Origin of the sequence: Leptospira noguchii serovar Panama str. CZ214 (genome assembly GCF_000306255.2) — a bacterium.
Classification (GTDB): Bacteria; Spirochaetota; Leptospiria; order Leptospirales; family Leptospiraceae; genus Leptospira; species Leptospira noguchii.
This window is the reverse complement of record NZ_AKWY02000017.1, coordinates 18,535-42,746: the sequence shown is the minus strand read 5'-3', so window position 1 is coordinate 42,746 and position 24,212 is coordinate 18,535. Positions and strand designations below refer to the sequence as shown.

Annotated in this window: 18 protein-coding genes and 2 pseudogenes; 11 read left to right on the top strand and 9 right to left on the bottom strand. The window is 33.7% G+C overall.

Annotated elements, in window-relative coordinates:
- Positions 1-234 precede the first annotated feature (234 nt).
- Together LEP1GSC059_RS06895 and LEP1GSC059_RS06890 are read left to right on the top strand one after the other, a co-directional pair.
- Positions 235-555: a TM2 domain-containing protein gene (locus tag LEP1GSC059_RS06895; RefSeq protein WP_002180532.1), complete on the top strand. Its 321-nt coding sequence runs from the start codon at positions 235-237 to the stop codon at positions 553-555.
- Positions 556-628: 73 nt separating this feature from the next.
- The gene (locus tag LEP1GSC059_RS06890; protein ID WP_020980518.1) at positions 629-928 is read left to right on the top strand and encodes a DUF2752 domain-containing protein; all 300 of its coding nucleotides are present in this window, start codon (positions 629-631) and stop codon (positions 926-928) included.
- Between the two features lie 239 nt (positions 929-1,167).
- On the opposite strand, the gene LEP1GSC059_RS06885 is transcribed toward LEP1GSC059_RS06890, so the two are convergent.
- Positions 1,168-2,589 carry a leucine-rich repeat domain-containing protein gene (locus tag LEP1GSC059_RS06885; RefSeq protein ID WP_020980519.1) on the bottom strand — a complete coding sequence of 474 codons (1,422 nt, stop codon included), beginning with the start codon at positions 2,587-2,589 and terminating at the stop codon, positions 1,168-1,170.
- Between the two features lie 284 nt (positions 2,590-2,873).
- Between LEP1GSC059_RS06885 and LEP1GSC059_RS06880 the strand changes: the two genes are divergently transcribed.
- Genes LEP1GSC059_RS06880 through LEP1GSC059_RS06865 form a run of 4 tightly spaced genes read left to right on the top strand, consistent with a single transcriptional unit; the run spans position 2,874 to position 6,419 of the window.
- On the top strand, positions 2,874-3,875 hold the full coding sequence (locus LEP1GSC059_RS06880; protein WP_036057255.1) for a fatty acid desaturase family protein: 1,002 nt from the start codon (positions 2,874-2,876) through the stop codon (positions 3,873-3,875).
- Between the two features lie 36 nt (positions 3,876-3,911).
- A complete protein-coding gene (gene pyrB / locus LEP1GSC059_RS06875; RefSeq protein ID WP_017215526.1) occupies positions 3,912-4,838 on the top strand; it encodes an aspartate carbamoyltransferase in 927 nt (308 codons plus the stop codon).
- A 5-nt stretch (positions 4,839-4,843) separates the two neighbouring features.
- Positions 4,844-5,209: a DUF2203 domain-containing protein gene (locus LEP1GSC059_RS06870; protein WP_002180501.1), complete on the top strand. Its 366-nt coding sequence runs from the start codon at positions 4,844-4,846 to the stop codon at positions 5,207-5,209.
- Positions 5,193-6,419 carry an LL-diaminopimelate aminotransferase gene (locus LEP1GSC059_RS06865; protein WP_002180523.1) on the top strand — a complete coding sequence of 409 codons (1,227 nt, stop codon included), beginning with the start codon at positions 5,193-5,195 and terminating at the stop codon, positions 6,417-6,419. The genes LEP1GSC059_RS06870 and LEP1GSC059_RS06865 overlap by 17 nt, the downstream gene beginning before the upstream one ends.
- 965 nt (positions 6,420-7,384) lie before the next feature.
- On the opposite strand, the pseudogene LEP1GSC059_RS24840 reads toward LEP1GSC059_RS06865, so the two are convergent.
- Positions 7,385-7,581 (bottom strand): annotated as a pseudogene (locus LEP1GSC059_RS24840) (hypothetical protein).
- Between the two features lie 412 nt (positions 7,582-7,993).
- On the opposite strand from LEP1GSC059_RS24840, the gene LEP1GSC059_RS06860 reads away from it, so the two are divergent.
- Both LEP1GSC059_RS06860 and LEP1GSC059_RS06855 read left to right on the top strand, forming a co-directional pair.
- Positions 7,994-8,545: a thioredoxin family protein gene (locus LEP1GSC059_RS06860; RefSeq protein ID WP_002180535.1), complete on the top strand. Its 552-nt coding sequence runs from the start codon at positions 7,994-7,996 to the stop codon at positions 8,543-8,545.
- A 4-nt stretch (positions 8,546-8,549) separates the two neighbouring features.
- The gene (locus LEP1GSC059_RS06855) at positions 8,550-9,764 is read left to right on the top strand and encodes a hypothetical protein (RefSeq protein WP_020980525.1); all 1,215 of its coding nucleotides are present in this window, start codon (positions 8,550-8,552) and stop codon (positions 9,762-9,764) included.
- Positions 9,765-10,041: 277 nt separating this feature from the next.
- Here LEP1GSC059_RS06855 and carB read toward each other — a convergent pair whose 3' ends face one another.
- The 7 genes from carB to LEP1GSC059_RS06815 form a co-directional block, all read right to left on the bottom strand.
- Positions 10,042-13,362, bottom strand: a complete 3,321-nt coding sequence (gene carB / locus LEP1GSC059_RS06850; RefSeq protein WP_017215524.1) for a carbamoyl-phosphate synthase large subunit — start codon at positions 13,360-13,362, stop codon at positions 10,042-10,044.
- A 112-nt stretch (positions 13,363-13,474) separates the two neighbouring features.
- Positions 13,475-16,051, bottom strand: a complete 2,577-nt coding sequence (locus LEP1GSC059_RS06845) for a sulfatase-like hydrolase/transferase (protein WP_017215523.1) — start codon at positions 16,049-16,051, stop codon at positions 13,475-13,477.
- Between the two features lie 1,685 nt (positions 16,052-17,736).
- Positions 17,737-18,264 (bottom strand): crossover junction endodeoxyribonuclease RuvC, encoded by a 528-nt coding sequence (locus LEP1GSC059_RS06840; protein ID WP_002180458.1) that lies wholly within the window; start codon positions 18,262-18,264, stop codon positions 17,737-17,739.
- Positions 18,265-18,888: 624 nt separating this feature from the next.
- On the bottom strand, positions 18,889-19,638 hold the full coding sequence (locus LEP1GSC059_RS06830; protein WP_002180524.1) for a YebC/PmpR family DNA-binding transcriptional regulator: 750 nt from the start codon (positions 19,636-19,638) through the stop codon (positions 18,889-18,891).
- A gap of 788 nt (positions 19,639-20,426) precedes the next feature.
- Complete coding sequence (locus LEP1GSC059_RS23400) at positions 20,427-20,774, bottom strand: hypothetical protein (protein ID WP_017215518.1); 348 nt, start codon at positions 20,772-20,774, stop codon at positions 20,427-20,429.
- A 72-nt stretch (positions 20,775-20,846) separates the two neighbouring features.
- Complete coding sequence (locus LEP1GSC059_RS06820; RefSeq protein ID WP_002180558.1) at positions 20,847-21,206, bottom strand: hypothetical protein; 360 nt, start codon at positions 21,204-21,206, stop codon at positions 20,847-20,849.
- A 1-nt stretch (position 21,207) separates the two neighbouring features.
- Positions 21,208-21,471 carry a hypothetical protein gene (locus tag LEP1GSC059_RS06815; protein WP_036027297.1) on the bottom strand — a complete coding sequence of 88 codons (264 nt, stop codon included), beginning with the start codon at positions 21,469-21,471 and terminating at the stop codon, positions 21,208-21,210.
- Positions 21,472-22,601: 1,130 nt separating this feature from the next.
- On the opposite strand from LEP1GSC059_RS06815, the pseudogene LEP1GSC059_RS24100 reads away from it, so the two are divergent.
- From LEP1GSC059_RS24100 to LEP1GSC059_RS06795, 3 genes and pseudogenes are all read left to right on the top strand, one after another.
- Positions 22,602-22,892, top strand: a pseudogene (locus LEP1GSC059_RS24100) (IS3 family transposase); the annotation flags it as partial.
- 465 nt (positions 22,893-23,357) lie between these two features.
- A complete protein-coding gene (locus LEP1GSC059_RS06800; protein ID WP_017215513.1) occupies positions 23,358-23,780 on the top strand; it encodes a hypothetical protein in 423 nt (140 codons plus the stop codon).
- A gap of 9 nt (positions 23,781-23,789) precedes the next feature.
- Positions 23,790-24,083 (top strand): MORN repeat-containing protein, encoded by a 294-nt coding sequence (locus tag LEP1GSC059_RS06795; RefSeq protein ID WP_017215512.1) that lies wholly within the window; start codon positions 23,790-23,792, stop codon positions 24,081-24,083.
- Positions 24,084-24,212: the final 129 nt, after the last annotated feature.

Genomic DNA, 24,212 nt, shown 5'->3' with positions numbered 1-24,212 from the left:
CAAATGATATTATATTCAATAGAATTTATCACAAAATTATATTTTTAGATTTACTCTAAAAGAACCTTCTACAGACTTTCCTTTCATTATAGTAAGTTATTTGAATCTATTTTATTTCTTAATTTTTATCTACTTCATAAAAGTTACGAGGCAATATAATTGTATCCGTTCTACTTTTAGATTAAAAAATAGATTCGATTAGTTTATAATTTTAACACAAAAGGAGAAAATAACTTGAGCGATAATATTTCCAAAGGTGTGGATGAAATTTTTTGTAGTTCCTGCGGGGCGGTTATAAAAAAGGCCGCTGAAATTTGTCCTAAATGTGGAGTCCGTCAAAAAGGAAGTCCATCTGACAACTGGCTAGTTACGTTTCTATTGTGTTTATTTTTAGGAGTTTTAGGTGTCCACAGGTTTTATACAGGTAAAATCGGCACCGGAATCCTTATGTTAATCACGGGTGGCGGTTGTGGAATTTGGACTTTAATCGATTTAATCATGATCCTACTTGGAAATTATAAAGATTCCCAAGGAAATCCAATTACAAGGAACTAGTAAAATTGTCAGAAAATAAATTTGCCTTATGTTATTATCAAATTCTTAAATTAGAATGGCATAAGGTGATTTTATGCTAAAATTTCAAAAAAAGATTAAGTTCCTATTATTGTCCTTTGGAACTTTTGTATTTTATAATATTCCTCCGGAATATATGAGTGGTCGTTATACAGTTTGTCTTTTTAGGCTCATATTGAAACGAGAATGTTTTGGCTGTGGCACTGTCAGAGGTTTTTGGTGTCTTTTGCACCTACGATTTGAAGAAGCGTTTCAATTCAATCAGATGATCTTTATTACATTTCCTTTATCCGTTTTTTGTATTCTATATTGGGTATTTGAAATGGATTTTCGCAAATTAAAACAATTTTCTTGACTTAAAGTAAAATAGGCCATTAAATAAATTATTCATTTATAATATTTAAAATTATAAATGAACAAGAAACTCAATCCTATATTAGAGTCGTTGAAAATTAATTCTCGTTTGATTGAAGCAGCTTTATCGATCTAAACTATGGAATTTTTCAACAACTATATTTCTATATACTTTCATTGATTGTTTCAAATGAGAATACCGTTCAAGAAAATAAAAAGCAAAACCCAAAAATAGTTTCTCTAATCTTGGGGTTGTCTTAGATTTGGAAATAATATTTCGATTTTATTTTTTTGAGAAATCAAAGCGGGCATACCCTCTAATCCTAGAAAGTGAAGATTTTGCAATTTTCTAATTTTTTTAGGAAGAGTTGTGAGTTGATTATTACTTAAATTTAAATATTCTAACTTTTGTAATTTCCCAATTTTCTTGGGAAGAATCGTAAGTTGATTGTTATCTAAAGATAACTCTTTTAACTTTTGTAATTGTCCAATTTCCTGAGGAAGAATTGTAAGTTGATTATTATCTAAAAATAAATATTCTAACTTTTGCAATTGCCCGATTCCCTTGGGAAGAATCGTAAGTTGATTACCATTCAAATGTAGATCTTTTAGATTTTGTAGTTGTTGGACTTCTTTGGGAAAAGTTGTAAATCGATTATGATTTAAATGTAAATATTCCAATTCTTGCAGATGTAAACTTTGTCCGAATAGAATCGCGAGTTGATTATCACTCAAATATAAAGCTTTTAGTTTTTGCAAACGCCCGATTGCTTTAGGAAAAACCACAAACCGATTATTACTTAAACTTAAATTTTCTAATTTTTGCAATTTTCTAATTTCTTTGGGAAGAGTTGCAAGTTGATTGTCATCTAAAGATAAATGCTCTAACTCTTGTAACTGTCCGATTGTTTTAGGAAGAATCGCAAATTGATTATCACTTAAGAACAACAATTTTAACTTTTGTAATTTCCCAATTTTCTTGGGAAGAGTTGTAAGTTGATTGTTATCTAAAGATAACTCTTCTAACTCTTGTAATTGTATAACTTCTTCGGGAAGAATCGTAAGTTGATTATCACAAATATATAAATTTTTTAGCTTTTTTAGTTTTCCAATTTCTTTAGGTAAAGTTGTGAGTTGATTCTTCTCTAAATATAACTCTTTTAAATTTTGCAATTGCCCGATTTCCTGAGAAAGAGTCACAAGCCGATTACTACTTAAATTTATTTTTTGCAAATTTTGTAATCTTCCAATTTCTTTGGGAAGAGTTGTGAGTTGATTCTTCTCTAAAGATAACTCTTTTAACTTTTGCAATTGCCCGATTTCCTGAGGAAGAGTCACAAGCCGATTGTTACTTAAATTTAAATATTCTAACTTTTGTAATCTTCCAATTTCTTTGGGAAGAGTTGTGAGGTTCTCGCCGTCCAAACGTAAACTTTCTAAATTTTGCAGTTGCTCAATTTCTTTTGGCAAAGTTGTGAGTTGACTATCATAAAGTTCCAAAGCCAGAACATCCAATGGATTTTGGAGTGCCTTGGTTAAATTGTAATAAGTTCCATTGTTATCACGAGAATTTTCAGCCTCAAGTTTTACTAAAAAACAAAAGAAAATTAAGAACAAAATTCTCTTTTTTTGCAAGCTATTGAATATTAAATGAAAACACATTCTTAAAACACCACTTGAACACATCGTTTGTTTTTTGTCATTTGACATAAATAAGTCATTTAGCTCAAAAGCCTCTCGTTTTTATAAAAGAAACGAAAGACGATATACCGCATAACGTTTCTTTCATGCAATTGATTGACCAGAGCCAAGGACCCAAACGGCCGGATTCGCTCAAATTTTATTACGACAAACTTTAGTTAAATTAAAATTCAAAGTATACCATTTTGTAGGTTCATTTTCAATTGCCTAAAAAAGTTAGTTTCTTCACTCTTTTTGAATCTCAAATGTACCAAACACCTCGCAGAAACATTCCAGAAAAAACAAACCGAACGATCGCGTTATTGTTAAGCGTATTTTTTATTTCCATATACTTTTGGAATTTCATTTCGATTCTTATAGAATCTTTTCCTATATTCTATATTTTTAATACAAATATATCGATTTCATTCTGGTTTGTAAAATCGATTTTGATTCCGACTCTATTACTTTTATTTTCTACGATTTTTTCTTACACACATTGGGCATTGATTCACGAATGTGTTCATGGAAATTTTTCGAACTCTCGAAATGAAAACCGTTTTTGGGGAAGATTCCTTTGTGTTCTTTTTGGAACCACTTATCAAATTGTGAAAACGGCTCATCTGGTTCATCATAAATTCAATCGCTCCGAAGGAGAAAGAATTGAATTCATTGAAAAAAACGCTGGCCCTATTTTGTTCCAAAAATTTTTATATTACGTCAGACTTTTTGTGGGAACGTACTTTTTAGAAGTATCAGGAAGTTTTCTTTTAAGTTTACCTCTTTCTTTTACCTCGCCCATTGCCAAAAAATATTTTTCTAAGTTTCCGGTATATAAGACTTTCTTTAAACAAATTCAAAAACCTGAAATCGTTCGAGAATTAAGAATCGACTCTTTACTCATTTTCATTTTATTTGGATGTGCTTTTTATCTTTGTGGTCCAAATGCAATTTTTTTAATTTTAGTTCTAATTCTGAGAGGATGGATCGTTTCTTTTTTAGACCATTCTTATCATTATGGAAAAGAATTAGACGATGTGAATTCCGCATACAACCTATACTTGCCTAAATTTTTCTCTTATCTTTTTCTGAACTTCAACTATCATAGAGTACATCATCGTTTTCCGGGTTGTTCTTGGAACCGTCTTCCAATTCAATTTTTAAATTCAAAAGATCAAATGGATCTTTCTTTATGGATACAATCCATTCGACAACTTTCAGGACTTTTAATCCTTCCAGAAAAATCAGATCCTCATAAATCAATTTGATTGTCAAAAGAGAGTTTTTTTACATTCTGTCGTTTAATGTACTATAATCATAAGAATGTATTGGATACGGAACAATTCTCAAAATCAGATCTTGATTTTCTGATCGGGAAAATTAAAGATATGGAACGTCTTGTAGAACAAAACAAGGCATTTGGAATTCTAACCGGCAAACTTTTAGCCTCTCTTTTTTTTGAAGCATCTACAAGAACCAGACTTTCTTTCGAAGCGGCTATGGAACGTCTTGGTGGAAGAGTGATTTCTACAGTTGGGTTTCAATTTTCTTCTATTTCCAAAGGAGAAACGTTGTATGACACCATGAAGATGGTAGAAGCCTACGCGGATATTGCAGTCATTAGACATCCCGTTGAAGGCTCTTCCAGAATCGCAGCGGGAGCGGTAAAAATCCCAGTCATCAACGCTGGGGACGGAGCAGGACAACATCCCACCCAAGCAATTTTAGATCTTTATACAATTATCTCCGAAAAAGGAACGTTAGACGGTTTGACGGTTGCATTTATAGGTGATTTAAAATACGGAAGAACAATACATTCTCTTATCAATTTACTCAGACACTATAAGGTTCGTTTATTTCTGATTTCTCCTCCCGAACTAGCCTTGCCGGAGTCCTATAAAAAAGTACTACAAGGTTACCCTCTTACTTTAGAAGAAACGACGGACATCAAAGCGGTTTGGGATTGTGACGTAGCTTACGTGACTAGAATTCAAGAAGAAAGATTTCCAGATCATAAAGAATACGAAAGACTGAAAGATCTTTTTAAGATTAACAAAGAGTTGATCCTTGCTTCTAAAAAAGAAACTACGGTTCTTCATCCTCTTCCTAGAGTAAACGAACTCTCCACGGACGTAGATGATCTACCAAACGCGGCTTATTTTAGACAAGCAAGATACGGAGTTGTAAGTCGTATGACTCTTCTTTGCCTTTCTTTAGGACAGGATTTCTAATCTACTTGGAACGGAAACTCTGGACATATCAAGAAGCTCGTAAAATCCTACCTATAGTCAAAGAAATTACGGAAAAATATTATTCTTATGTATCGGAATTAGCCGTTCAAATTCGAGATACAATTCTTCCCGAAAACGAAATGGAAAACAAAGAGGAAGAAATTCGAAAATTGATTTTAGAATGGTCTTCTAAAATCCAAGAATTTGGAATCGAAGTCAAAGGGCTCTGGTTAATAGATTTCGACAATGGAAACGGATATTATTGTTGGCACTTAGGAGAGGAGGATCTTCTTTACGAACACAGTTACGAAGAAGGTTTTGCCGGAAGAAAACGAATCGACAAGGATCAAAAAGATGGCGAATATCAATGAAAATTATTTAAAACTAAAAGCGGGATATTTATTTCCAGAAATTTCAAAACGAGTTAAGACTTACTCCGAAAAAAATTCTTCGGCAAAAATTATTCGTTTGGGTATAGGAGATGTTACTCTTCCGATCGTTCCTTCGGTGGTGAATGCTATGGTAGAAGCATCAAAAGAAATGGGGAGTTCGGAAGGTTTTCATGGTTATGGTCCTGAACAAGGATATTCATTTTTACTAAAGTCAATTGCGGATCATGACTACGGTTCTTTAGGAATCAAAATAGACGAAAGTGAAATATTTGTCTCCGATGGTTCTAAATGCGATTGTGGTAATATTCAAGAAATATTTTCTACGGATTCTAAGATCGCAGTTGCAGACCCTGTTTATCCGGTTTACGTAGACACAAACGTAATGGCGGGTAGAACCGGCGAAATCGGTTCAGACGGCAGATATTCTAATTTGATCTATATGCCCGCCACAAAAGAAAATGGTTTTCAACCGGAAATTCCGAAAGAAAAAGCAGACATCGTTTATCTTTGTTATCCGAACAATCCGACCGGAACCGTAACCACAAAAGAATCCTTAAAAGCTTGGGTTGAATATGCTAAAAAAAATAACTCTATCATTCTTTATGATTCCGCATACGAAGCTTTTATAAGCGAACCCGGGGTCCCTCGTTCTATCTATGAAATAGAAGGCGCTAAAGAAGTTGCAATTGAATTCCGTTCTTTTTCTAAAACCGCAGGTTTTACAGGTTTAAGATGTGCTTATATAGTAATTCCTAAAGAACTCAAAGGAAGAACTCGTTCGGGTGAAGAAGTCAGCGTAAACTCTCTTTGGAGTAGAAGACATACTACTAAGTTTAACGGAGTTTCTTATGTAACTCAAAAAGGGGCGGAAGCTTGTTATTCCCCTCAAGGAAAAAAAGAAATTCAAACTTCTATCGCTTATTATATGGCAAACGCTTCTAAGATTCGTGACGGTTTAAAAAAAGCTGGTTATGAAGTTTTCGGTGGAGTTAACGCTCCTTACATCTGGCTAAAAACTTCGGACAATCTTTCTTCTTGGGATTTTTTCGACAGACTTTTAAATAAAGCTCAAGTGGTAGGAACTCCAGGTTCCGGTTTTGGTCCCGCGGGCGAGGGTTATTTTCGTCTCAGCGCTTTTGGTAAAAAAGAAGACGTAGAGGAAGCGATCACAAGGATTACATCTCTTTAAAAGTGAAAGTCCCACGTCAAACATACATTCTCATTTTGATTTGCCCAACCCAGAGTGAATTTCTTTACGGTGAGTCCAATCATCGAATGTCTAATGTTCGGAAATAAGATTCCAGTCCGCACCATCGTTTAACGTGAGTTCGACATAAGAAAATCTTGGTGAATCCGGCTTGCCACAGGCAGCCGGACCGGGCTCTGGTCAATAAATTGCATACAGAAAATTTTATATAATAATATTCTTTAGTTTTAATATAGAACGCGATCCATAGAGAGCGTTCTGCTGAGTTTAACGCGATCCATAGAGAGCGTTCTGCTGAGCGACTCATAGGGAGCGATGTATTGGTTTCCAGAAGCGAGACGCTGAGTTTGAAAGAGCCATAACCTTACCCACAAACATTTAGATCTCAATATAAATCTGTCGGAATTACGACAACTCTTCTGTAAAACTTACCCCACCCTAATTTTGGGTGGTGGGGTGGGAGGTGGAAAGGTTCGAGAGACTTTCCTCTATCAGAAAAACATACTTTTTGCAAGTAAAAAGACTCATTCTTGTCGGAACACTTGAAAAATGTGCGTTGATTCTAAAATCCTCTTCAATTGTGAGACGCTGAGTTTGAAAGAGCATTCTGCTGAGTTTCCTGGCATCGATCCTTTTCTCGTTAGTTTACGAGTCACTCAAGTTCTTTAGCAAGTCAAGGACAATTACATCATAAGAAAGTTAAACCATTCGAATCTTTAAAAAATAAATTTTCCATCGGGTTTTCTGTTTTATGGAAACAATCGCAGTTTTTTAATCTGAACTATGAAATTTTTCAATAACTCTATTCTAAATTTTTAAAAAAACTCATAAGATCATTATCATCTGTCCATGTAGAAATAAAAAGTTTAGTTTTTTATGCTATACTTAAGTATATTTTGAAAATTCAACACAAAAATTAGGATCTATTTTTATTTCAAAATTCTGTTTCAGAGTAAAATTTCCGGCTCTTTTATATAATTTTGAGTAAGATTCCATCTTTTCGAGCTTTATAAATTATCTTAAAATAAAATCGCGAAAGAATAAAAATTGTTTCAATAATTTTTTGATAAAAAATAAAATCGATTATGAACCACTATATAATATTTTGCTACAAATTCAAGTTTAGAGGCAGAATTTTTGATATTCTATCATATTGCTTAAATATAAGATCCAATAATTTATCGTCCAATTCCAAAGAAAATAACTATCTTAATTCATAAGAAAAGAAGACTAAAAAAAGTGATTTGGAAAATTAGAATTCGAAAAAATCAAATAGAACCACCTCAAAGGTTATTAAAAGTAAAAAATTTGTTAACTGATTTATAAATACGTGAAGTAAGAATGATTAGCGTTTTCAAACAACCCAAGAACAATAATAAAAATTTACACCAAATCATAAATGGACGGTCTATTAGAAAGATTTAAAAAAAGAAACGATTGCGATTGGAAAATAAAAATATTCGAAAGTATTTAATAGTTTTCCATAAAAAAACGGATTATTTACTGTTAAAAATAATTTTATGAAATAAACTGGATTTCATTTTAAGGCGAAAATCATGTCACTTCTTGAATCTGAAAAAATACCATTGGGAAACTTACTTCCAACTTTCCGCTTGGCCGATCCAAACGGAAAAACTTATTCTTCCGATCAAATGTCCGGTTCTACTGGATTGTTATTGATAGTTACTTGTAATCATTGTCCTTATGCACAAGCAATTTGGCCGAGGTTGATTCGTTTTGCAGGAGAAATACTTTCTCTCGGAGTTCGAACCGTTGCAATCAATCCAAATATACATCCCGATTATCCGGATGATTCACCCGAGATGATGCTTGTAAAAATTAAAGAATGGGAAATTTCCTTTCCTTACTTAGTAGATGAAAGTCAAGAAGTTGCAAAAAAGCTAAAAGCGATGTGTACTCCAGATATTTATCTCTATGATGGAGAACAGAGATTGTATTATCATGGAAGAATGGATGACAACTGGAAAAATGAAAAACAAGTTTCTAGAAAAGAATTAGAATATGCGGTTCATCAACTCGTAAAAGGAAATCCCGCTCCTATCAATCAGATGCCCTCGATGGGATGTTCTATAAAATGGAAGGAGTAGTCACTTGCCAGCAATAACACCCGATCATACTCCTATCAATGCAGAATCTTTTCAGGAAATAGAAATTATCAGTAACCACTATAGGGAAATTGAAACGAAGTCATTGGATCACTTTAGGGATGAGTTTAGAAAAAACGAAAATTCCTTAGATAAGGTTTCAACGGTCGCTTTGATTTCTTTTCTAAAAAAAAGTGGAAACATATATCAAGATTGGAGAATATTAAAAAAGAATCTTACGGATAAATACGCGGAATTACAGAATAGTCGGAATTCGGAATATGAATTGATTTATCATAAATTAGTTACAAATAAAAGTAGCAAAATAAAACCGAGCACTTTGATCGGAGATCTATTTCAGACCGTGGTGGAAGACGTTTTAAATGCCTTATATATTTGGACCGATTCGGAAAAAAAAGAACAATCTAAACTTATTGAAAATATTAGAGACCAATCTTCAAAAGACAAGGATGAGGATCTCAAAAAATTATATCGGGATATGATACAAAAAAAACTGAAAGAAAGAGATCGGAGTTTTACACTATTTCAAGATTTATTAAAAGAATCCGCATTCAATTGGAATCAATCCTATCGAAAAAAATTTCATCAGAGTTTAGCCGCAACGGTAAAAAAACTGAAATCGTCTAAGGCAAGTAAGGCGGAAATTCTAAACAATAAAAAGATGGCTAAAAAAGCAATTTTAGGCTTCTACGAAGAGGACAAGGTCCAAAAATATTCAATTTTTATGATAGATTATTTCTTAGACCAACTTCTTGAAAAAGAAACTATCGTGGAAAACAAAATCCTACTTCCTAAAGAACCGGAAATCATTCAAAATAAAGAAAATGTGGATTTTATTCAAAAAAATTCCGAAATTCAAAAAGCCGTAACCGAACCGGAATTAAAAAATGAAAAACCAAATCTCACAAAAAAAGAATGTCCAATTACGGATCTTCCGGATCATCTAATCAAAGAATGTTATGCAGATTATTTGATCGTGGATCTTTCCACAAAAGAAAAACGTCTCGAACTACATCGAATCCGCTTAGGAAAAGAAAATCAAAATACAAGGGCTGAAGCGATTGAATTTTTCAATCATTGCGCCAACAAAGATGTTTCTGCGGTAATTCTAGCCGAATCCGTTTTGAAAAGACACAACATCACTCAAGAAGAAGAGGAAAAATTGAACGAGATGATTCGCAAACAAAATGCGTGTAAATAATATATTAGAGTTGTTAAAAAATTGATTCTACATCAGTTTCTCTTTGATGGAAACGGTCAATTGAACCAGTCTCGTTAATCTTGAGCTATGAAATTTTATGTGAGTTTTTACACTTACTTTTATTTTTTTCGCTTTAAAACAAACATTCAAAAACTGAATTCCTTACACCGAACTCACGTTAATTTAAAGGTTTAGAAAACTCCTATAAAGAATCTGTCTTAAAAAAGAAAAAGCAAAAATGGTATCAGTAAATTTAAATATTCTAAAATATTAAAACTTACAGAATTTTAGGCATGGAATGGATTTCCTGAAGAGAATGGATCGTAAAACCTTTGTTTTTCATTTCCACCATTCCTTTAATAAGCGCCTTAGCTGCATTAGACGTAGTTAAACACGGCACCTTAAAACGGATCGCCGCCTGACGAATCGTAAAACTATCGTCTCTAGTAACTCTCGAAAGAGGAGTATTTATAATGAGATGAATTTTATTTTCTCGAATATAATCAAGCGCAGTTGGAAACACTCCATCGTACACCTTGTTTATCTTAGAAGAAAGAATTCCATTTTCTGAAAGAAATTTATGAGTTCCTGAAGTGGCAATCAAATTGAAACCTAACTCTGAAAGATCTTTAATATAGGAAAGAAGTTCTGCTTTAGTTTTATCGTTGATACTTACAAAAACGGTTCCTTGAGAAGGAAGTTCGTCTCCCGCCATGTACTGAGATTTTAAAAACGCTTCTCCTGCGGTGGAAGCGATCCCCATCACTTCCCCAGTTGAACGCATCTCCGGACCTAAGATTGTATCCACTCCCGGAAATTTATTAAACGGAAGAACTACTTCCTTAACAGAAACCTGAGAAAATGTCATTTCCTTCGGAAGAGGAAGACTTTTTAAAGATTCCCCCATCATAATTCGAGTCGCATATTTTACAATCGGGTGACCTAACGCCTTAGACACAAAAGGAACCGTTCTAGAAGCCCTGGGGTTTACTTCTATAATATAAAGTATTTCGTTTTTAACTGCGTATTGAATATTGATAAGGCCCTTAACTTGAAGTTCAAGTGAAAGGTTCACCGTGGCCTTACGGATTTCATCCATCATATTTTTGGAAAGTGTTTGTGGAGGAAGAACACAAGCAGAGTCGCCACTATGAATTCCAGCCTCTTCAATATGTTCCATAATTCCAGTAACAAAAACGTCCTTGCCATCACAAAGAGCGTCCACGTCCACTTCAACCGCATCTTCTAAAAAGGAATCGATCAAAAGAGGTCTGTCCTTAGAAATCTCCTCTGCTTTTTCCATATAACGATCTAGTTCTTTCTCTTCGTTGATGATAAGCATAGCCCTACCACCTAAAACATAACTAGGACGAACTAAAACCGGATACCCAATCTTATGAGCGATCTCCCGCGCTTCTTCCATAGAAGTAGCAATTCCACTTTCCGGAGAATTTAGTTTCAATTTTTCTAATACTTCTATAAAACGTTTTCGATCTTCCGCACGATCGATAGAATCTGGACTTGTTCCTAAGATTTTAACTCCCTTTTTTTCCAGATCCTTTGCAAGTTTAAGGGGGGTCTGACCTCCGAACTGAATGATCACTCCTTCCGGTTTCTCATTTTGATAAATTCGATAAACGTCTTCCAGAGTCAAAGGCTCAAAATAAAGGCGATCCGAAGTATCATAATCGGTAGAAACCGTTTCCGGATTGGAGTTAATCATAATCGATTCAATGCCTAAATCTTGGAGTGCGTACGAAGCCTGACAACAGCAATAATCAAACTCGATCCCTTGACCGATCCGGTTCGGACCTCCACCCAAAATCATTACAGATCTAGCGTTAGTCACATCGGATTCATCTTCGTCGTCGTAAGAAGAATAAAAATAAGGAGTATATGCCTCAAATTCTCCTGCGCAAGTATCTATCCTTTTATATACAGGAAGAATTTTTTTAGAACCTAGTTCGGTTTCGATCTCATCTTCCGTTTTTTTGAGAAGATTTTGAATTTCCGTTTTTTTCAGATCAACTCTCAGATTTCCATCGAGTAAATTCAAAATCTGTTTTTTATTTTTAAGAAACGAGAGCTGACGATTTGAAAATCCTGCTTGTTTCATTTTAGTAAGGAGCAAATTTCCTTTTTCCAAATATTCCCTTTCCAATTTGAGAAGGTCTTCCATCTGCCACAGAAACCATCGATCGATTTTACATAAATCGTGGATTTGGTCCACGGTGTAACCTTCGTCAAATGCAAGTTTTACGTAAAATATACGTTTGTCGTTTGGACGTTTTAAATGAGAATCAATCCATTCCTTTCTTTGGTCATTGTTTAGACTTCTAGAATATAATAATTCTTGAAAGTATCCGTCAGAACCAAAACCGTAACGATCAATTTCTAAAGAACGAAGCGCTTTTTGAAAACTTTCTTTAAAAGTCCTTCCGATTGCCATCGCTTCTCCGACCGCTTTCATTTGGACTCCAAGCGTATCGTCTGTTCCGGGAAATTTTTCAAAAGCAAAACGAGGTACCTTAGTTACCACATAGTCTATTGAAGGTTCAAAAGAAGCAGGAGTAACACGGGTAATATCGTTTTTAATTTCGTCTAACGTATATCCAATAGAAAGTAGCGCGGCAATTTTAGCGATCGGAAAACCAGTCGCCTTAGAAGCAAGAGCAGAAGAACGAGAAACTCGAGGATTCATTTCGATCACGATCACGTCTCCGCTTACAGGATTTACCGCAAACTGTATATTAGATCCTCCTGTTTCCACTCCGATTTCGCGAATGATAGAAATAGACATGTCTCTTAGGTTTTGATATTCTTTATCAGAAAGTGTCTGTTGCGGAGCGACCGTAATAGAATCTCCCGTATGAACTCCCATCGGATCTATGTTTTCTATCGAACAAATGATCACAACGTTATCTGCAAGGTCCCGCATAACTTCGAGTTCAAATTCTTTCCAACCCAAAACAGATTCTTCTAAAAGAACCTGACTGATCGGAGAAGCCTTCAGTCCTTTGGAAACCACTTCTTCAAAAGTTTCTTCGGTATAAGCGATACCTCCACCAGTTCCTCCAAGTGTAAACGCCGGACGAACAATCAGAGGAAGTCCTAATTTAGTTTTAATTTCAACCGCGTCTTTGAGATTGTTTGCAAGTCCGGAAGCAGGAACACGAATTCCTATCTTTTCCATCGCCTTTTTAAAAAGTTCTCTGTCCTCTGCTTTTTTGATTGCGTCTACTTTGGCGCCGATCAGTTCTACATTATATTTTTCTAAAATACCCGCGGAGTTACAAGCAAGTGCAAGGTTAAGAGCAGTTTGACCTCCTACTGTGGGAAGAATTGCGTCCGGTTTTTCTTTTTCCAAAATTTTTTGAACGACCGGAACCGTCATCGGTTCCACGTAAGTAGCATCCGCAAGATCCGGATCTGTCATGATCGTAGCCGGATTTGAATTCAATAAAATAACGCGAATCCCTTTTTCTTTCAGAGCCTTAGCGGCTTGAGTTCCAGAATAATCGAATTCACATGCCTGCCCAATTACGATCGGGCCGGAACCCAGGATGAGGACGGAACGTATATCTTCTCTTCTAGGCATATTAAAATACAGGTTTTTAGTTAAGCCCTATCCTTCAAGCATCAATTGACGGCTTTGAGTACAAATTCGAGTCGTCCAATGAAGTGTAAATCCAATCTATCAATTCTATATTTTATAAAGGAAACAAATACTCTCCTGCCCTCTTAAATTTCCCAGAAGAGATCAAAAACGAAATCAAAGAATTTTTTAAAGAAGAACACTCAGAGTTAGAAAGTGGTTTTATGTTCCAAGGATCATTGATCCTATCGTAACAACGCCAAATCACTCCGTTTTCGGAAGGAATATAAATCAATTTACGAGTAGAATTCTGAAACATCCTGTGTTTAGAAACGATGATACTTTCTTTTGCGTAAGAATCTCCAATCGAAATAAAAGGAAATTCTCCCGATTCAATTGAATGTAGATGAAGAATGTTAGGATAAAAAATTCTTTCCTTTTGAAAGAAATGATTTCCTAAATCGCTGAACCAAATTCCTGTTTCTCCATATACGTTTCTAGAATCTTTCCAGGTTGTAGAGTTCAAAGCAAAAGAAAGATCTCTTCCAGATCGGTTTTCAAGTTCTTTCAAAAATTTATTTCTTAAGGAAGTATTTTGGATTTTTTTCGAGACAAATGTCAAAAGAGTAGGAAACAAATCTAAAGAACTGCTGATTCCGGAAAATCGAATTCCGGCTCCCCGATTTTTTGGAAATTTAATTAAAAGAGGAATATGAGTTACCCCCTCTCCTCTTAAATGTTCCCCGTGTCCGTGATTATGATCCTCTTCAAACAAAGATTCTCCGTGATCACTCGTTAAGATAATCAATGTGGAATCATAAATTCCTTTTTTCTTCAACCTTTCAACAATTGTACCGACCGCTTGATCAAAGGAATTGATCGAAGCTTGAAATAGCCCTCGTATTTGTTCCTTATCTTCTAAAGAAGGTTCAGAGGAATCACCTGGATCTACAAACTTAAAGTATTTAAATTTTCCATAATATTCTGAATTTGTAAATTTTTTATAATGTGGGTATGGCGGGCTAAAAGGAAAATGTGTTACCGAGGAAAAAAATACTGTAAAAAAAGGACTTTCGTTTTTTTCAAAACCGCTCCAAAGATCTGAAAGTATTTTAGAATCGTCTCCTAAACTAGGAAGTCCTCGAATAGCCGGAAAATATTCCCCTGCCCCCGGTATAGAACCGGTCACAATCGGAAGCAGAAAAATCTGAGTTTCTAAAATTCTCTGAGAAGTAAGAGTTCCAGCGTGAAAGATAGGCGCTTGGATAGATTGAAAACCCCAATCCGCTCTTGGAAAAATATCTCCCGCAAACGAAGAAACCACATTCGTTTTATATCCAAGTTGTGATAAAAGTTTCGGGAGCGTTTTAAAAGTAAGACCTTGGCGGTCCTTTTGATCCGGAAACATATCCTGAATTCCGTGTATAAAACTGGGTTGCCCTGTTAATAAATCGGCCCAGGCCGGGAAGGTTCTAGGAATTGTAGTATGATGATCCTCGAATATTATAGAATCATTAGATAGAGAATTTATATTAGGAGTCAGCTCTTTTTTACCTTGCGAGTATCCCATTTTATCGTAACGCAAACTATCCGCGCTCAAAATTAAAATGTTGGGAAGATTTGAAAAAACCGGTGAAATTTCCGTTTCAGTTTTAGATTTTGCGTTTAAAAAAGAAACGATCGCAAATAAAACGGAAATGAATCCAACCAAAATCGAAACTTTGATATTCTTAAATAAAAACACGGCGAGACAAGCAAAAGAAACAATAAAAATCCCGACTCCATTTTCCGAAAAATAAAAATAAATTAAAAAAAGAAGAAATATAAAAAATAAAATCGCTCGAAATCGATTTTGTTTTTCAAATATTTTTTTTATCTCTGTGGCTGAGAAAATAATCTGATTTTCAAATATTTGAATAACAAGATAAACGAATGTAGCTATAAAAATTCCAAGTAAACTTCCCAAAGCATGGAAATAAATCAGAAATAAATATATAAAAATAAAAAATATAAGTTTTACATATTCTTTATTTTTAATTAAAGAAATAAAATGAAAAACTATACAAACGCATAAAATCGCAAGTGCAATCAACTGAGGAATCCAAGGAGGAATCCAATCGGTCAGGAAAAACAAAAAGAAACGTAATAATCCGAATCGATAAAAGAAAAATTCTCCGTATAATTGTGGATAAACGATAACAGAATGGCACCAAAGAAAAAAGATAAAAATTCCAAAAACCAAAAGTTCTTTAGAAAATAAAAATCTACTTTTTTTTCTTTCACTTTCCGGAACTTGATCCGGCAAAATATGCAGCTTAGTTTTTAAAATTTTATTTTTGTAACTTGATACTTTTGATTGAATCGTGGTTTCTTTTTTAGTAAATTGACCTTCTGCCTCTTGTTGAAATACAGACGTTTGTTTTTTTTGGTCTTTGTTCTGCCTACCAAACGCAGTTGAAATAAATAAACCCAAAACTCCAAACAAAACACCGCTCGCAACCAAAGTTTGTATATAATCTTTTAAGAATAGAGGTAGAAAGGAAAAAAATAGATACTTAAATTCGGAAAGATCTACTCCCATAACTTGAAACGATGTGTTTAAAATCAAAGTTACAATCGAAATTACCATTCCGATCGTAAAATACTTTAAATAGATTATAACATTATTATTTTTGAATATATTTTGAAACATTTTTAAGTTGTTTAATTTTTTATACGAGTTCTTTCGAATTTTATTTTAACGTAAATTCGTTGTAACTAGTGAGAGAACTCAACAAAACGCTTTTTCAAACTAAAGAGGGATTGTATCCTATATACAATTTATTGACCGGAATTGAGAATATAGTCGACTGTCTATGACAAGCCTGATTCGCACCGATTTTTTTACGTTGAACTCACGTTTTTTACGATTCTTTTTAATTCCAACTCGTGGAAAACAAAAGTTTTACTGCAAAATCCAAGTTTTATAGTAGTTCCCACAGATTTTGTCACATTATGAATCCTTAATCTCACTTTTTATAACCTCGGTTCGTATGAGTTCCCACGTTTATTCAAAATTTAACTGCTAAAACTCGGATTTGTGATAGCTTCCACATTTTATTTTTTACGGAAAAATTAGGCTTTGTAGAACAAAATCTTACATCGAGCTTAAGTTAAGTTTTACCTAAAATTGATCACACCGCGATCTTTAGAAACTACTTTCATTTCCCAAAACGTGGGAACTACTGCAAAAATTTAGTAATAAAAATCATTGTTAAAAACTATCAATAATCAAAACGACATAACCTGCGGGAACTACCGCCATTTCATTGATTTAAGATTTTGAAACAAATTTAACAAAATCAGTTTGTTTTAGTTTATTTTTTATTTCTCGGAAAACTTTATGAGAATGTATGAAATCCCAACGTGTGTTTGGCGTAACCAATGCGAAAGTAATTATTATGTTACGACATAAAACGATCCGTAAAGAGAGCATCTGCTGAGCTTCAATAGTCGCTCTGGAGAGGGCATTCAGAGAATCGTTGCATTGAGTTTTTTATTTCCAAGAATTTTCCCTACGAATTTGTGCTAAAATACCAATCAATTTACAAGGTCAATAAAAATTAAATTCTATATGAAATCGCAGTTTTACGATCATCATAAAATCAAAAACAAAAAGATTAAATTTCTACTCATAACAGAACACCCGGTATTTGCACCAAAACAGGACTTTGTATAGAGTTGTTGAAAAATTAATTTTTCAACAGTTTTCGTTTCATGGAAACGATTGATTGAGGCAGTTTTGTTGATCTGAACTATGGAATTTTTCAACAACTCTAATAAAAATTTATATTATTTAATTTAACGTGAATCAACGCGAAAGGGATCGATGCGAAAAACTCAATGCACGTTCCCTATGAGTCGCTCGACAAATCGCGTTAAACTCAGCAGAACGCTCTCTATGGATCGCGTTCTATATTAAAACTAAAGAATATTACTATATAACGTTTCCTATATACAATTTATTGACCAGAATTGAGAACCTGGTTCGGCTGTCTACAGTAAGCCAGATTCCCCTAATTTTCTTACGTCGGACTCATGTTATTTCTATAAATATCAACAGCTAAATACCTAACTACAATTAGGTTATTAAAAATAAGACGCTCCAAAGCCTTAAAACTAAAAGCTAATTACTTATGAAGTCGAATAAAAAAGTTTGAATTTAGAATCTGTCCCAAAACCTTAGGATGAATCATTTTTGTAAAACTCAAACTCTGAATATCTCCACAGTCGGGGTTTGAATTCCATGTCGCCTTACGTTACAAATAGAATTAATAGCAACGTGCTGGGTTTTGCAACTTCGTCACGTTAAGTCATCTCTTAAACTCAGTCTTACTTCTATAAGCGCTCAAATAGAAGTTTAGATAATAAAGGACTAGAAGTCATTGAAAGTCCGACATAAGCCGCAGCGATCGCGTCCCAAGAATCGTCGTGTCCTTTTAACAAATCGACATTTAAAAGAAGTTTTAAAGCCTGACGAATCTGTTTTTTATCCGCAGTTCCACTTCCAGTCGTTCCTTTTTTGATCTGAGAAACGGTAGGTTCTAAAACTTGAATATTCATTTCTGCTAAAGTAACTAAAAGAACTCCTCTCGATTCGAATACACGAGACGCAGTTTTTTTATTTTTGGCAAAAAACATTTCTTCCACGGAAGCAATAGAAGGATTAAATTCTTCCAAAATTTCTCTAAGTCCTTTCCGTAATATCAAAAGATTATCAGGACTAGGAGTTCGGGAAGGAACTTCTACGGTTCCATAATTTAAAATTTTGATTTTAGAAGCTTTTTTTTCTAAAACCGCATAACCAGCTCTATGCGAACCTGGATCGATGCCGATAATTCTCAAAGAATTATTATTCGGATGCATGAAAATAATATCCAAAATTAACGATCGATTTTACAAAGATGCAGAAGTTTTTAACAATTGCGTCTGACGCAAGATCATTGGCTTTTTTGAAAGAGATCTCAGATTCTATATCTTGAAACGAACTTACCATAGTATTGTTTTTATGCATCCAAGTAATAATATTTACTTTAAACATAAAAGAACTGTTATAAAATAAATTTTTAATTTACTAATGCTCATAAAATATTACACTGTTTGTAGATCAAACCGCAACCCTTGTTTTTGAGTTTAAACAACAGGTATTTTCAGAAACTTTCTACATTTCTTAACCCTACCAAAAACAAACAACCCACCTAAGAGACATTCTGTGGGAACTACTGCATTTTCATAAAAACTTACAGTACAACTTCTAAATTAGATTTTTTAATCAGAATTTTTTTCAGTTTATTTCCGGAAAAAATACCGAGGCGTCATCTTTAAAATTGAAAAACCGTCCCGTTCAAATCTAAAGTCGTAAACGAGATAAAAAGTGTAATTGAAAAATTCAATAGTTCAGATCAATAAAACTACTTTAATTCCCATTTCAATAAAAACAAACAGAAATGGAGAATTCATTTTTCAATATCTCTAAAATTCAAAAGTCATTCATTCAAATTCTTTTTCAAGAGAACTTGCCAATTCAAAATTAGAAGTTACAGAAGTCACGTCATCGTGTCCATCCAATTGATCGATCAATTTCATTACCTTTTCTGCAACTTCCTTATCTGCAATTTCGGAACTTACCAAAGGGATATAACGTATTTCTGATTCTTCGGATTTAAGTCCTTTTTCGTTTAAAGCGTGTAAGACGGTCTCATAATCGTCCGGAGTAGTAATTACACGATAGACGTCACCTTCATTAATCACATCTTCCGCACCTCCGCCAACGGCAACATCAACGAGTTCGTCTTCGCTGATTTGAGAAGATTCTAAAACGATTACCCCTTTTTTTTCGAAAAGACGACTAACGGACCCAGAAGTAGCGAGAGACCCTCCTAATTTTGTAAGAATACTTTTGATCTCAGGTGTAGTTCTGGATTTTTTATCTGTCACCGCAGAAACCATGATCGCAATTCCGCCCGGACCAAAACACTCGTAAAGGCATTCCTCGTAAGTAACCCCTTCTAGTTCTCCGGTTCCTTTTCGAACGGCCCTTTCTATGTTATCCTTGGGCATATTTACGGATTTTGCTTTTAAGATTGCAAGTCTAAGTCTTGGATTTCCTTCCGGATCTCCTCCTCCCATTTTTGCAGCTACAGTAATTTCTTTTCCCACTCTTGTAAAAATGGCTCCGCGTTTAGAATCGATCGCATCTTTTTTACGTTTGATCGTAGCCCATTTCGAATGTCCGGACATGTTTGTTATCCCCTATGCACTCTTTGAATCAAGTAAGTTGATTCTGGATGATACTTTCCAAAAATCAACCAAAAGACATCCTGTCCATCCTTTTCAGAGAAAGCTGATCTGAATATCCTTCACTGATAACATTTAAATCAGAAAGAATTTTAAATTCCTTTTCAGTCGTAAAAAGAGTTATAATAGATTTCATGTGTTGTAAGACAACGACAGGTTCGATTGTCCGTTTTGATTGCTGATATATTAAAACTTGCGCTTATGTAAGTCACCACTCTTAAAGTTGTAATCTAAGCCAAATTCGTTCATAAAGTTCGTGTTTACGTTCATACCTAAATCTTAATCTTAGTTAAAGGGCAATTTCTTTCCGCTTTCGCTTCGATAAACCGTGCTCTAACTCAGTATTTCCACTACATCCTTCTGTCGAAGCTATTAAAAAATGATGGCCAAAATTCCCCAAAACGACTTCGAAAGACTACGTTTTTTTGTTATGTTGAGCATTGAAAACTTGGTTTTATATTCTGAATTAAGTTAATAGATAATGATTTTCATTTTTCTAATTTTTATAAGATTTCAATAGAGTTGAAAAATTAATTCTCCATCCATTTCTGTTTCATAAAAACCGTCGATAAAGCAATTTTGTTAAGCTGAGCTATGAAATTTGTCAACAATTCTAATATAAAAACGATTTTTATGTTAAATGGAACATAAAATAATTGGACAAAGATTATCATTAGAGTAATCCAACTCTACTATTTAGTTCTAAATTTTGATAATAACATTAGAATATTCTATTTTATAAATATTATTTCGTAACTCAACGCAAAAATATAATTATCGATTTGTATAAGTCGATTTCCAATTTTAACTAAATCTTTTGAAACTCTCAACACAAAGCAAACAAATCCGAAGAAAACACAAACAAGTTTATAACTTTGGATAAACTTTTTACTAAAAGCAGAAAGCCCGGCCTCTGCTACCTTCTCCAACTCTATAAGAACGTTAGTCACTGTCGTACTACACGCACTTGATTTTATTTTCGCAAATCTCGTCAGCATATATGCAACTGCCTGTGTATTTATTACTTTTTTGTTCGACTCTAATTTGAATCCATCCATTTTTTCTTTCTTCGGTTCCAAAAACTCACTCTAATACATTCTATTTTTTTAATCTATTTCTCGTTTCCAATTTTAGTTTTCAAAAGAAATAAATTATTTTTTCTTCGTAGGTTTTGTCACAGTAGAAACTTCCCTCACTGGAGTTCCTTCCACCTCGATACAACCCATGATTATATACTGATACGATTTTGCCTTTACTTCTACGTCTTGCAGGCCCGTAGCACCTGGAGCAGATTGTAAAGCATCCCGTACAGCTTGGGCAATACTATTTACATACCAACGAGTCGGTAAAAAAATACAATCACTCCCGCTTACGCGAGTACCGCTACCAACCACTTCTAAATCGGTAGGTATTTCCACAGAATATCTTTTAAACTGACCCCAGTTGAATGAACAATTTACGCTTAACAATAGAAACAAAAACAAAGTTATCGATTTTAACATACTTCTCATCTTATTTCAAACTCCTTGTTTGCACACAATTCAAACGTGTAAATTCCAACCCTACATTCGTTAAATCAGATTTCCCTTTGTTAGCCAAATTACGATTCATATCGTTCAAGATATTCGTCACAACAAAGGCGCATTTTTCGCCAAGTATTTCCTGCGAAAGTTCACCCTTGTCATGTGGTGCAGGCGACATATATCCTACTTTACCGATCGTAAAGCAACTCGTCATGAATATTAAAATCACGACTACACTTACTATCTTACTCATCTTTTTTCCTCTTCGTTTTTTTGATTGATATCTTTCGAATGTATTTTCCAGCTTCAGCTTTATTACTAGAGTCATTCACTTACGTAAAATTATAAATACTGTGATTATTGCAAACATATAAAATCACGATTAGTACTACAATTTGCCTTACTAACTAAATACGATTACTATTTCCTTTTAAAAATCTCATTTAAAACAAACCTCAGATTATAGAGACTCGCACAAAAATTAAATCGAGGAATAATATTCAAAATTGGCTGATGTTTCCGAAAATCAAAGCCAATTAGATTGAGTTACAACCAAAAACATTTGTTCCATCCAGAATACAGAAAGGGGAAAGCCTTCCCCTGAGCGGAGCCAAAGTCTCCGCTCACCCCTTCTCCGGGGAAATTTTTTGTAAAAAAACCCGGACCCAATCTCACGATCTATAGAAAGTAAACGAACAGCAAACTTAGAAATTCACTTGGTTGTTAATAACTTTAAAATATTCTGATTTTCGAAATGTTTTCATCGTTATAATTCGATGGCGTATTTCCCTCTAAGTCAATCGTTGAAAAATGAATCGCCATTTAGTTTCTGTTTCAGAGAAACGGTCGATTGAAGCAGTTTTATTGATTGTTACTATGTAATTTTTCAACAACTCTACTATCTATTTTTCCACACATTATATTTTCTGAAATTAATTCAACAGGCTATCTGAAAATGGATCGTCAACATGCCATATTTTACCCCTTTTTGCTGAAAGCTTGATTCAATATGTAATCTGGCACTTTGAGCAAAAGACCTTTCTTCTTCCCAACTTACAACGAACTTACACTAAATAAGATGAAGATATGTAAAACCTACTCTCTTTGGTCCAAAGCTCAATTCTAAGTAGAGTTAATAGATTCGCCTATGATTCATTCGCTTCTTTTTTCATATAAAATCATGAATTTGCCGTAACCAGACATTTTATAATTATATGCTAATTTTCTTATACGATCCATCGTAAAGTTTTAATTTATATCGAAAGCTGTTTAGGATGTGATAAGATTTTCATTTTCCAAATTTAGGTTTGATAAACGTTATCGTGTCCTGTTTTTTGTTCCAAGCTTACCACTTTTTTTCAGGTAACCTTGATTGCTCCATTTTCCAAAACGATCGAATACAAAAATCCTCCTAATAATTTAGTTTTTCATTCGGCCCGAGAAGCAATTATTGTTCGAACGAAACTCGAAAATATTTGCTCAGTAACAAAATTCCAATGAGCAATAGCAGAAAGTGAAATTGTTGAAACAATGCGGTCGTAAAGTTTTTCTTTGGTTCTCCAAAAAAGAGAAATAGAATATAATTACTTTTATAGATTTCAAGAAGCGAAACAAATACTTTTTGATCAGGTAGATGTTTATTACAATAAACAGAGATCTTCATTGATTTTGTGAGATTTGGTCATCTGAGAATATCGTTTTCTAAATTACTGAATAATTTCTTTTACAAGTTTATTAGAGTTGTTGAAAAATTAATTCTCAATCAGTTTCTGTTTCATGGAAACGGTAAATTAAAGCAGTTTTTTGATCTGAATTATGGAATTTTTCAACAACTCTATTCTTTTTTCAGAGATTGATTCTTCAGGAAGTAGTTTTTTCGAATTTTAGTAACATAATGAATTACAGTCCTTAAAGTATTACAGGAAAATTTTCCAATAAACTTAAAAAGAAGATTATTTTTATAAAAATATAATGGACGTAAAATCGGCAATTGGTTTATTTTAACTAATTTGTGATCCTATATAATAAAATGATCACAAATTAGAAATATCTTAGAATGATCGAAGAATTTTTCAAGCAAAGATAAAGTATTTTTGAGATAACTTAATATCAAATTGAAAAATATTAGATAGGCTGAATATGGAAATATGCAAAGATTGGAATATTGAGGACTTTTTAAAAACAAACGAACAAACAAAAATTCCGTTTTTAATTAGGAAGCATTTAAATGAATGTCAAAAATGTCAAGTAGATATCCTCGAATACTCCGAGTTACATCCTATACCAGAATATCTTTTTGGAAAAAATTTTTCCAAACAAAAACTTCTATGGTTCGGAGCGGAGTTGGCTAATCCAACTGATTTTCCAACCACAAAAGAAAAGAAGAAAAAAGCTTCTTCTAAAATGTATGTCTTCAATGAAGAATCTTCAGTCTTAGGTTTAACTCAACAAAATCATTCTAAATTTCTTTTATTTTGTCGTCGTTATAAAAAATTCATTTTTACATTTGGTTATCTTGCATTGTTAGCGCCAATGCTACAACTTGTATTTCAGATTTTTTAGAAGGCGTGTATGGTTCAGTTTTTTTTGAGAAATAAACTTTCGATTTTAGTAATTTCGCTTACGGTTCTACTGTTAGGGGGAAGCTACTTTTCCCTTTTTAAAGACACTTGTAACGGAGATTGTAAAAACGGATTTGGTTCTAAGATTTATTGGGATGGAAAAAAATACGTAGGCCAATGGAAAAATAACAAAGAGAACGGGTACGGAGTTCTGGTTGCTAAAGATCAGAAAATTCTTTATAGCGGTAAATGGCAGGAAGGAAAACAAGTTTCAAAAGAGTCAGAGATACCAAAAAAAAGATAACCAGTTTGAATGATTATATTCTGATTTTCTTAAAGTAAATCCATATAAATAGCTTTCGAAAGAATTCAAATCAATCTTAAGTCCAATGGATTTAAAAATTCTATAGATTTCTTACTCAGAACTACATAA

What these genes read in the sequence shown, in the direction of transcription:
- pyrB (WP_017215526.1), top strand. Translation starts at nt 3,912, where the DNA reads ATGTACTATAATCATAAGAATGTATTGGATACGGAACAATTCTCAAAA.
- LEP1GSC059_RS06865 (WP_002180523.1), top strand. Translation starts at nt 5,193, where the DNA reads ATGGCGAATATCAATGAAAATTATTTAAAACTAAAAGCGGGATATTTA.
- LEP1GSC059_RS06860 (WP_002180535.1), top strand. Translation starts at nt 7,994, where the DNA reads ATGTCACTTCTTGAATCTGAAAAAATACCATTGGGAAACTTACTTCCA.
- LEP1GSC059_RS06845 (WP_017215523.1), bottom strand. Translation starts at nt 16,051, where the DNA reads ATGTTTCAAAATATATTCAAAAATAATAATGTTATAATCTATTTAAAG.
- LEP1GSC059_RS06890 (WP_020980518.1), top strand. Translation starts at nt 629, where the DNA reads ATGCTAAAATTTCAAAAAAAGATTAAGTTCCTATTATTGTCCTTTGGA.
- carB (WP_017215524.1), bottom strand. Translation starts at nt 13,362, where the DNA reads ATGCCTAGAAGAGAAGATATACGTTCCGTCCTCATCCTGGGTTCCGGC.
- LEP1GSC059_RS06815 (WP_036027297.1), bottom strand. Translation starts at nt 21,471, where the DNA reads ATGAGTAAGATAGTAAGTGTAGTCGTGATTTTAATATTCATGACGAGT.
- LEP1GSC059_RS06795 (WP_017215512.1), top strand. Translation starts at nt 23,790, where the DNA reads ATGGTTCAGTTTTTTTTGAGAAATAAACTTTCGATTTTAGTAATTTCG.
- LEP1GSC059_RS06800 (WP_017215513.1), top strand. Translation starts at nt 23,358, where the DNA reads ATGGAAATATGCAAAGATTGGAATATTGAGGACTTTTTAAAAACAAAC.
- LEP1GSC059_RS06880 (WP_036057255.1), top strand. Translation starts at nt 2,874, where the DNA reads ATGTACCAAACACCTCGCAGAAACATTCCAGAAAAAACAAACCGAACG.
- LEP1GSC059_RS06885 (WP_020980519.1), bottom strand. Translation starts at nt 2,589, where the DNA reads ATGTGTTTTCATTTAATATTCAATAGCTTGCAAAAAAAGAGAATTTTG.
- LEP1GSC059_RS06840 (WP_002180458.1), bottom strand. Translation starts at nt 18,264, where the DNA reads ATGCATCCGAATAATAATTCTTTGAGAATTATCGGCATCGATCCAGGT.
- LEP1GSC059_RS06820 (WP_002180558.1), bottom strand. Translation starts at nt 21,206, where the DNA reads ATGAGAAGTATGTTAAAATCGATAACTTTGTTTTTGTTTCTATTGTTA.
- LEP1GSC059_RS06830 (WP_002180524.1), bottom strand. Translation starts at nt 19,638, where the DNA reads ATGTCCGGACATTCGAAATGGGCTACGATCAAACGTAAAAAAGATGCG.